Annotated in this window: 11 protein-coding genes; 7 read left to right on the top strand and 4 right to left on the bottom strand. The window is 38.0% G+C overall.

Features of this window, described 5'->3' with window-relative positions; translation table 11 throughout:
• Positions 1 to 171: 171 nt before the first annotated feature.
• Genes rnc through O3C63_08440 form a run of 4 tightly spaced genes read right to left on the bottom strand, consistent with a single transcriptional unit; the run spans position 172 to position 2,289 of the window.
• Complete coding sequence (gene rnc, locus O3C63_08425) at positions 172 to 858, bottom strand: ribonuclease III (protein ID MDA0772953.1); 687 nt, start codon at positions 856 to 858, stop codon at positions 172 to 174.
• Positions 848 to 1,279, bottom strand: coding sequence for an acetyl-CoA carboxylase biotin carboxyl carrier protein (gene accB, locus O3C63_08430; GenBank protein MDA0772954.1), 432 nt, complete (start codon positions 1,277 to 1,279; stop codon positions 848 to 850). The genes rnc and accB overlap by 11 nt, the downstream gene beginning before the upstream one ends.
• A 40-nt stretch (positions 1,280 to 1,319) precedes the next feature.
• A complete protein-coding gene (gene efp, locus O3C63_08435; GenBank protein ID MDA0772955.1) occupies positions 1,320 to 1,883 on the bottom strand; it encodes an elongation factor P in 564 nt (187 codons plus the stop codon).
• A 34-nt stretch (positions 1,884 to 1,917) separates the two neighbouring features.
• Positions 1,918 to 2,289 carry a YraN family protein gene (locus tag O3C63_08440; GenBank protein MDA0772956.1) on the bottom strand — a complete coding sequence of 124 codons (372 nt, stop codon included), beginning with the start codon at positions 2,287 to 2,289 and terminating at the stop codon, positions 1,918 to 1,920.
• Between the two features lie 81 nt (positions 2,290 to 2,370).
• On the opposite strand from O3C63_08440, the gene O3C63_08445 reads away from it, so the two are divergent.
• From O3C63_08445 to O3C63_08475, 7 genes are all read left to right on the top strand, one after another.
• On the top strand, positions 2,371 to 2,688 hold the full coding sequence (locus O3C63_08445; protein MDA0772957.1) for a CrcB family protein: 318 nt from the start codon (positions 2,371 to 2,373) through the stop codon (positions 2,686 to 2,688).
• Positions 2,689 to 2,738: 50 nt separating this feature from the next.
• Positions 2,739 to 3,176 (top strand): hypothetical protein, encoded by a 438-nt coding sequence (locus tag O3C63_08450; GenBank protein MDA0772958.1) that lies wholly within the window; start codon positions 2,739 to 2,741, stop codon positions 3,174 to 3,176.
• Entirely contained in the window at positions 3,173 to 4,528 is a 1,356-nt protein-coding gene (locus O3C63_08455) for a YvcK family protein (GenBank protein ID MDA0772959.1), read from the top strand. The genes O3C63_08450 and O3C63_08455 overlap by 4 nt, the downstream gene beginning before the upstream one ends.
• Entirely contained in the window at positions 4,525 to 5,862 is a 1,338-nt protein-coding gene (locus O3C63_08460; GenBank protein ID MDA0772960.1) for a PfkB family carbohydrate kinase, read from the top strand. Before O3C63_08455 ends, O3C63_08460 begins: the two co-directional genes overlap by 4 nt.
• Positions 5,863 to 6,036: 174 nt before the next feature.
• Entirely contained in the window at positions 6,037 to 7,857 is a 1,821-nt protein-coding gene (locus O3C63_08465; GenBank protein ID MDA0772961.1) for a hypothetical protein, read from the top strand.
• A gap of 74 nt (positions 7,858 to 7,931) precedes the next feature.
• Positions 7,932 to 9,029 (top strand): hypothetical protein, encoded by a 1,098-nt coding sequence (locus tag O3C63_08470; GenBank protein ID MDA0772962.1) that lies wholly within the window; start codon positions 7,932 to 7,934, stop codon positions 9,027 to 9,029.
• Positions 9,030 to 9,032: 3 nt separating this feature from the next.
• Positions 9,033 to 9,311, top strand: a 279-nt coding sequence (locus tag O3C63_08475) for an isocitrate/isopropylmalate family dehydrogenase (protein ID MDA0772963.1), incomplete at its 3' end; no start/stop codon positions are given.

The following is a 9,311-nucleotide window of genomic DNA, read 5'->3' on the forward strand; positions in this document are numbered from 1 at the left end:
TGAAATTAAAATTTTGTGCTTTAAGCACTAATCTAATAACATCTCTTTCTACCAAAAAATTGGTCAGTGGAGACTGTCAGTATAGAGTCAATCAAGAGTTTCTAGGCTTTATTGGTTGAGTGTACCTAAACGACATTTATCAAATTGAAGCAAGGCGCTTTGAAAAGAAATCTAGATCTTTGTTTTTAATCTAGACTTCAGGCTTTTAAGAGCAGCCTTAGCTGCATTTTGCCCAGCTTCTTTCTTTGAATAACCTTTGGCAGATCCAACTAAGTTATCTGCTACAAAAATACCGATCTCGAATTCTTTAGCGTGATCAGGACCCTCACAGGTTATCGTCCGATATTCGGGTGGTTCCTTATATTCTTTTTGGACGATTTCTTGCAAGATAGATTTGTAATCCTTTTCAATGGAATCAATAATCGCTTCTTCTATATAATCTTGCCAGTGTTCCATGACAAAGGCTTCAGCCGTTTCAAATCCTCTATCTATGTAGACAGCTCCAATCAATGCTTCAAGTGTGTCGCCGATAACTGATTTAGGAAGTTGGGCTTTACCTGCAAGTGAACTGCCAACATTGAGTGCTTTGTCTAGCTCAAGAGCAATTGCAATTCCAGAAAGTAAATCATCTGAAATTAATCGAGCGCGGTATTTAGTGAGCATGCCTTCATCAACTTTGGGAAAGCGTAAATAAAGATACTTACTGAAAATTAATTTGAGAACTGCATCCCCATAAAACTCGAGCCTTTCGTTATTAGCACGTTCTGGATTATCCTTAGTGCAAGAACTATGCGTCAAAGCAAGTTCTAATAAACTAGTATCCGACAAGTTTAGGTTGAGTATTTGTTTAGGCTTCAAGTCTCATGATTACTTGTCCATAAGAGATAGCTTCAGCATTTTGCACGCAGATCTCTTTGACAGTACCTTCTACTTCGGCTGGCAATTCATTCATTAATTTCATTGCTTCAACTATACAAATAGTATCTCCCTTGTTGACTTTGTCGCCGACTTTGACGAAGGCTTCTGAGTCAGGTGAAGCTGAGCTATAAAAAGTTCCAACCATTGGTGATTTGATCTCAATATATTTATTGACTGCTTTTGCTGGAGTGCTGCTTGCCGGACCTGCCGCGGTTGGAGCTGCTATGGTAAGAGGCTGCGCGTCTTTACGGACTTTAATCTTGAGTCCGTCTGATTCAATTTCAATTTCAGTTAAGCCTTGATCCTTGAGGATTTCGGATAACTTGTTGATTTTGTCTATTGGTAATTCGTCTTTTGCCATCGGCTCAATATTATACCTTATATAAGATTATTTACTAAAACTAGCTTTTGACCCTATCTTGATATTCTTTGGTACGAGGATTAACCCGAATTGTTTCACCCTGTTCCACAAAAAATGGAATCTGTATCACAGCACCAGTTTCTAGTGTAGCTGGTTTACCACCACCAGAAGTGTTACCTTTTTCGTTTGGTGGAGTTTCTGTTACTACAAGCTCAATAGAGTTAGGTAATTCAACACCAATTACTTTGTCTTCACAAACAGTAACGGTGCAAAGCACTTCTTCTTTAAGAAAATCTATAACATCTTGTCCTATTGCTTCTTTAGTTATTTCCATTTGTTCAAAGCTTTTCATGTCCATAAAAGTATAATTATCACCAGCTTGATAGAGAAATTGCATACTTTTGCGCTCTACAAAAACACCTTCAAATTGTTCGTTCATACGAAAGCTCTCTTCTCTCGATCCACCAGTCTCAACGTTTTTGAGTTTGGTTCTCACGAAAGCCGCTCCTTTGCCTGGTTTGACGTGAAGGAAGTCTGCAATTTGCCAGATTTGTCCTTTCCATCTAACTGTTAATCCATTTTTGAAATCGGTTGGGGTAAGCATAAGAAAATATTGTAGCTTATTCTGAGCAAGAGCTCTACTTAACGATATCTTTTATGTGTTCAAGTCTAGTCCCGCTAATAGCAACCAGGTCAAAACTAAAATGAGTTTTATAAAGACTGAGCTTTTTTTGCATTAGATAGATTTGAGCGAGTTTCTTGAGTTGACTGATTTTGTTATGATTGACAGCTCGAATTGCCATTTCTATAGACCATTCACGAAACTTGACTTCAACAAAAACAATATATGGCTTGCCAAATCGATTAGAATCAAGCGCAATGATATCGATCTCGCCTTTGTTGCTCCAGCGCCAGTTACGCTCTATTATTTCATAGCCAAGTTCTTCTAAGTAGCTAGCGGCTCTGGATTCTTCCAAATCTCCTAGTTCTTTGGTATTAGTGCTTGTCATATGTATCAATCTTAGCCAGTCTAGGACTTCTACTGTTACAATTAAGTGATGACCGCAATTCTCATCAATTCAATGCAAGTTATGCTAGGTGCGGCTCTGGGAGGATTGCTTAGGTATTGGGCTACCATCTTTCTGCCATTACCAATTCTGCTGGTCAACGTTATAGGCTCATTAATCATTGGCTTCACTTATCACAAGTTTGCTATTCACAACCCGCAATTGATTCCCTTTGTAAATGTAGGACTTTTGGGTGGTTTGACTAGTTTTAGTTCTTTTAGTCTTGATGTCTTTAACTATGTTCAGGAGGGGGCAATTATAAAAGCCAGTCTTTATATAGTTATATCAGTGCTAATTTGTATATTTTGTTGCTTTTTGGGTTACAAAATAGCATCAATTTAGTTATTCAAGAGCCTGTCTTCAGTTAATATGTTAAGCTTGGTTGCTGGAACATGAAAATTCGATTCATATCATACGGACATAAATTTTACGAGGCAGAGGGAAAGGCCCCGCCATACCATGACTTTTTATTTAATTTGAGAGATTTAAACAATCCATTTTGGGTGCCAGAACTTAAACCATTTAATGGATTAGAAGAACCAATTCGCACCTTCTTTGCCAAGGATGAAACAATCCAAACTAGATTAACCGAAATCACCGAACTTGTTTTTAAATTCATGAATGATTTCTCTAAAAACGAATCAAGAACAAATGAGGATTCTTTGACTTTTGCGTTCAAATGCACTGGTGGTAAGCACCGCTCAACCTATTTTGCTCAATCTAGTTTTGAAGCTATTAAAGCATTAGTGGCGAATGATTCAGTTTTGCAATCAAAAATTGAATTAGAAGTTGAACATGTTGATTTAGAGAGGTATTTAGCTAAACAATGAAACGTCTTCTGCGCAAATACAGCTTCCCCGGTTTAAAGAAATGGCTTTTCTTTATTGTTTTTGCCTTGCTCACTATTACTTTTGGTTTGGCTTTGATTCTGAAAGCTCATCCTGTAACTTTAATTGCTCAAGGTACTTGGAATTTTCTTTCATATATCGCAGAACATGTACCACCGACAATTAGTGGGATTGTGGCGATTATTGGTGGGACAATGCTTTTGTTTTTTGGTTTTTATAAATCAAACAACCAGGTTCTCAATATTGTTGCACCGGATCATCAAGGGCTTTTTGAGACACTTGATCGTGCGCATATGGCAAACAAAGGAATCAAGATTGCTTGTATCGGTGGAGGCACTGGACTTTCTAATATGCTCAAGGGGCTTAAGTCCTATAGCAGTAATATCACTGCAATAGTTACTGTTGCTGATGATGGTGGTAGCAGTGGACGTTTACGCAAGTCAATGGATATTGTGCCACCTGGAGATATTCGTAACTGTATTGCAGCTCTGTCACATGATGACGAGGTGATCACTCAACTTTTTCAATATCGTTTTGACGATGATGCGCCGGAAGATTTAAGACAACATAGTTTTGGTAATTTGTTTCTTACCGCTCTCGTTGAGCTTGGTGCTACTAAAAACATGGCAGATGCAGTAGCGCAAGCCTGCCGTATACTCAAAGCGAGAGGCAAGGTGCTTCCTGTTAGTAATGAAGCTATGCACTTGGTCGCCAAAATGGAAGATGGTTCTGTGATTCAAGGTGAATCTAATATCCCAAAAGCCAATGGCAAAATTGTTAGTTTGAGCTGTACTGAACCAAGACCTGAGTTGTTGCCAGAAGTAATAGATACGATTAACGAAGCAGAAATAATTATTATTGGTCCTGGAAGTTTATACACTTCGATCATTCCCAATCTTTTGATGCCAGATTTGGTGAAGGCGATAGCTAAATCAACTGCGCCGAAGATTTATGTTTGTAATGTGATGACACAGCCTGGTGAAACTACCAATTATAGTTGTGCTGATCACGTCAAATCATTATTGAAACACACTGCCAAATATGTAAAAACTGGGCAGAAATTAATTGATTTTGTTTTAGTCAATGATGCTATGCCGCATAAAAAACAACTTGAGCAGTATCGTGCTGATGGACAGCATCCAGTGGAGATTGATAGTGTTGAACTTAAAGAACTTGATATCAAAGTGACTCCAACTAATTTATTACAGAATGGTGATTTTGTTCGTCACAATCCATATAAATTAGCTAGGGCGATTATACAAGTCTATCAATCAGAGTTGAAACAGAAATATCGCGAGAGCAAAAAAATCATACAAGGAAGAGTTTTTAGATGAAATATGAATTAACAGAGGCAGTAAGTAAAGAATTTGGTAAAGCGATTAGCGATCTATTGAATAAATTTCATCAAGGTGGTGAAGTTGACCAGCAATTCTTAGGAGAGACTCAAGGCAAGTTCTATTCACTAGAAGCAAATGACAATGGTCATGAATTACAAAATGAACTTTTTTCACAAGAGCTTTGGCAAGTTATCAAGGCTCAAATGCCTGCTGATTTAAATCAAGAACACAAAAACGCTCCCGCTACTTTGCACAAAGGATCAATTATTATTGAAACCAAAGGTGGCTTGGATATCATTATTGATGCAAGTACCAAAGACGGACACTTTCATATTGATAGTTACAATATTGACAAAGGTGGACTTGGCCCCAATACCGCTGAGGCACTTTATTACAGGAAGCAAGAATTTAATTTGGTAGCTCTTTATGGTCAAGGACCAATTGCGAGTATCCAAGAGAAATTACTTGAAGCCACAGGTGTTAAAGCTCATATCGTTAGACATTCAAGAGACACTAACTTTCATCCTTGTTTTAATTTTAAAGACAAAGAAGGAATGGAGCATTTGTTCTGGATAGTTGCCCAGGTTTATCCAATGCAAGATAAAGTCTTGGAACAATTCACAAACAAGATTGATGAGATTTCTAAAGCGAACCCTGGTGAGTTTATGGTGCTTACCAATACTCCACCTCGCGGATCCAAACCAAATTATTTTGCACAACTTTCTTGCATTGCCAAGAAAAACGGCAATATGGTTATTTACAACCCATGCGAGTTTGTTGATACTTACTTAGCAGATAGATACTTGTTTAAAGAAGGACATGCTGATATCATCAAACCCAATCTACATGAGTTCTTCCAGTTTTTGGTTAGTGTCGATTTATTAGATGCCGGTGAGATGATTCAGAAAAGAGAACAAGTGAAAGAAGAGTTGGAGCTAAATGATTTTTCTACCTTGTCTAAATTGATAACTGAATTTATGCAAGAGACTAGTACTGAGATTGCTATTGTTTCACTTGACAAACACGGTGCTCTTGTTGCGTCAATTAATGATCAATTGCATATTCCTGCTCCTGTAATTCAAGTGGAATGCAGTTCTGGTGCTGGTGACAGCGGACTCGCTGGTTTGATTCATACTGCTAAAGAAATTAACTTAGACTTGAACAATGTTAGTCAAGAGGATTTGATCAAGATAGCGACAGAGTTTGTTTATTCGGCCTCAGCTACGGCTTCTAAAAAAGGTAACCAACTAGCAAGGCTCGATGAGATTGCTAAGCTCAAGGAGCTTTCTATTGTTGAGCCAAGAGTTCTTAACTCTATCTTCGCTAGTTAAGTCACCTAGTGCTTTTACCTAATTCCAACTATTTTTGCGGCATACACGCAAATGCTCTATATATTGTTTTTATTTTTGCTATGATCATTTATTCACTTTGACATCGTGAGTTCCAATGTGGGTTTTTACAGCAGAGAAATTCAGCGACAACTACCCAAATATAAGAGAGGCAAAATGCATAACAGATTCCTTTTATTAATAATATTCTTTACCAGTTTAAACTCAAGCTGGGCAGATCAAAAGCACTACAAAACAATCACGAGGACCGGCGTTGGTCAGCTACGATTGGAGCAAGCTGCTGCAAAGATTCCGACAGATCCCGAGCCACCAGTTTGTAATGTACCACCAGGTAATATATTCAAACTTGCTAATGGTTGTGATTGTGATCAGCCCGCTGTTTTGCCAAATGGTTGTCCTTGTATTAATCCTTTTTGTCGTAAGTCTGATCCTGAGCCAGAACTACAGCGCTTACGAATGATTGTTAATGCATTTCCTGCTGGGACTTTTCATGGTGAGGATAGATTAGGAATTTATTATCAAAGTACGCTGCCGATTTCAGAGACTAATCCGGTGCGGATTTATAATCTCAAAACAGGTGGTTATTTTTCTGCTTACTTTGATAATGAGAGTTTCTTGCGCTTTTCTGTTGGTACTGTACCCAATTCAATCAATGGCATAAGCCCGCTTGCTAAGCAGGAGAGAGTCAATCTTGACAATTTGGATTTCCAGGATGCTGCGGTGCTTGAGACTATTTATAATCCTGACCAGCTTGATGATTATAAACTCGGTGCTCTTAATGAAGTGACTATGGATATTTTGCCTCGTTTCCGTGTGCGCTATGGGCTTGTAACTAAGACAATATCCATTAATGGGATTTATATTCCTGCTGGCTCTATCGTTGCCGGAACCAGAGACGACGGAATTGCCCGCCCTGGTTTTACGGATATGACCAATCTGCGTTTTTATAGTCCTGATGGAGTTTTACTTAATGTCGTTCCAGAGAAAGACAAGAATAAATTATTCTGTGGTACCGTAGCTACTGCACAATGTATTGATTTTGATAGTCACTATACAGAGCCTGCCACTACTGAGTTTGGTGCCAAGGTCTTTGCTGAGTATAGTACCAAGGATTTTTTCCCTGGCAAAGATGCCTCACAAGCTAATGAGATCTGGCTTGATATTCAAAAAGATCTTGAAGCCCAAACTGTACTTGGTATCTTTGCTAATAAAGAGCCGTGGCAAGAGCGTATCTTTAAAGAGCTAAATCAGCAAGAAATAGTTTATCTCTCCAATTTGTTTGCAAATGTGACGAGTGTTAATGCTTTGGAGGCATTGTTTGGTTACGTTGAGACAGATGCATTTCGTGATTTTTCATTACTTGATGCTAGTGCTGATAGTTTTACTGAGTTTTGCAAAACGGTTTCTGCACCAGTTGAAACTGATGATAGAGACACTGCACTTAACAAGGCTTATGATTCTATGTATTGTAAGTTGAAAGCTTTTAGTGATGCGAAATTAATGAAATGGGATTCCCAGGATAACGTACAAGCGGTTAGTAGTAGAAATACTGCCAAGGCAGAGTATTATACAGCTTTTGAGCTTTATAACCATGAACTGAAATATGGTGCTATTGAACGTAAGCCTACAACTATCTCTGAAGTGGAGAACCCAACAGCTACGGATGATGATGAAGTTGATCCTTATTCTAGTATCCCCGCAAATTGTCAAAAGAAAAATAACCGAGATACTAAGGCTTGCAGGCAATACTATGATGCTCCCAAGCGTTGCATTAATAATAATGGCTATCTCAAGAAAAACGATACTAGTTGTCATGGTTATAAGTCACCTGGTTTTGCTCCCGAAGCTCCAGCACCTGCTTCTGTGATTAAAGCACCAGCTCCTAAGCCCAAGCCTGTTGCAGCTCCGCCAAAACCAGCAGCTAAAAAGCCTGCCAAGAAACCTAGCAAGAAGACGGGTAAGAAAAATGGCAAATAAAGCTAATAAGAAGTAGCCCTTAACCAAAGCTTATCCTTTAGATGTTTTAGTGTAAACACGAAGGGGAGTGGTTTATGGGACTTGACATTAGTGATAAATTACAGACATTGAATTTGAGTTATGATTTTTACAAAAATCTTTTACCTCGGGCAATAGATTTTTATACTTTTAATTTTGATAATCCGGATATAGCGGATGCAGCAAAACATATCGCAAAGCAAATCAATAATCAATTGATTGCAACGATGTTTAGAGAATATAAAACTCTATCATCCAAGTCTGATATTGCAGTTGAAATTGATTGGTCACAATATCTTTGCTATTTTGATTTATTAGACTATATGATACTTAAACCATCTGCACCAGATGAATGGGTTAAAAGTGCGCTTCTGATTCAATCTAATTGCACGACTCAAGAGTTTGCACATTGTGCTGTAATGAAACAAAGTTTTCGTAAATTACGTTTGATTGCTAAGAATATAGTTTTTCAGATTTATAAAGATGAGCCGAAGATGACACATCTTGCACAAATCCCAATGCAATCAAAAGACAATGCTGGATTTATTGATGATGATCTTGCTTATAATTATTTGTTTGCCAATGTAGAAAAAGAAGTACTTCAAGATTTTGTCGATTTTGATAACAAGTGTGAGGATTTCCATAATAGTGCCAAGTTCTATCTTAATGCGGCTTTGAGTCAAACTACAATCTTGCGTGAGAAATACAAGACTAAAATAAATAACTATCTTCATTATCTTTGGTATTGTAGTTATACTGATAGATTGTCTATTGTTTATAGAATCAAAGAAACGATGGCAACAAAATGGGCGCTTGGGTCATTAAAGGGAATTGAGTTTGATGATTTCTTTTTGTTGTGTGAATGGTTCGCTTACAGAATGCAGTATCCAACAATTAAAACAATGGCCAAAATTGGTTTAAGAGCCAAAGAGCATACTAATGGCATTCTAAGTACTATGGTTCCAGAGTTTGGAGAAGATATCGATCAGGAGATTCGTGCTTTGAATTGTTACCTGGTTCAACTTGAAGCTGTGCTTGCTGAATATTTACTCTATCGTTGCTATGTACTTACTGGTAAAAAGCTAGATTTAGGTGATTTATCCCTAGTAACTACACTTGAATCAAGCGGCGCTAAGTTTTTGCTACAATATTAAACTATGTCAAAAACAATTGGTTTAATCTCTGGTGATGGAATTGGTCCTGAAATAACGGAAGCAACTCTCTTGGTTCTTAAAGAAGTTGCTGCTGATTTTAAGTATATTGATCTTGATTTGGGTGGCGTTGCTATCGACAAAACTGGCAGTCCATTTCCTGATGAAACCAAAACAAAGCTCAAAGAAGTTGACGCTGTATTAATGGCTGCTATCGGTGGACCTCAGTATGACAACTTACCGCGCGATAAGAGACCTGAGACTGGCTTACTTGCTTTGCGTAAA

This window comes from Cyanobacteriota bacterium (genome assembly GCA_027618255.1).
Lineage (GTDB): Bacteria > Cyanobacteriota > Vampirovibrionia > LMEP-6097 > LMEP-6097 > JABHOV01.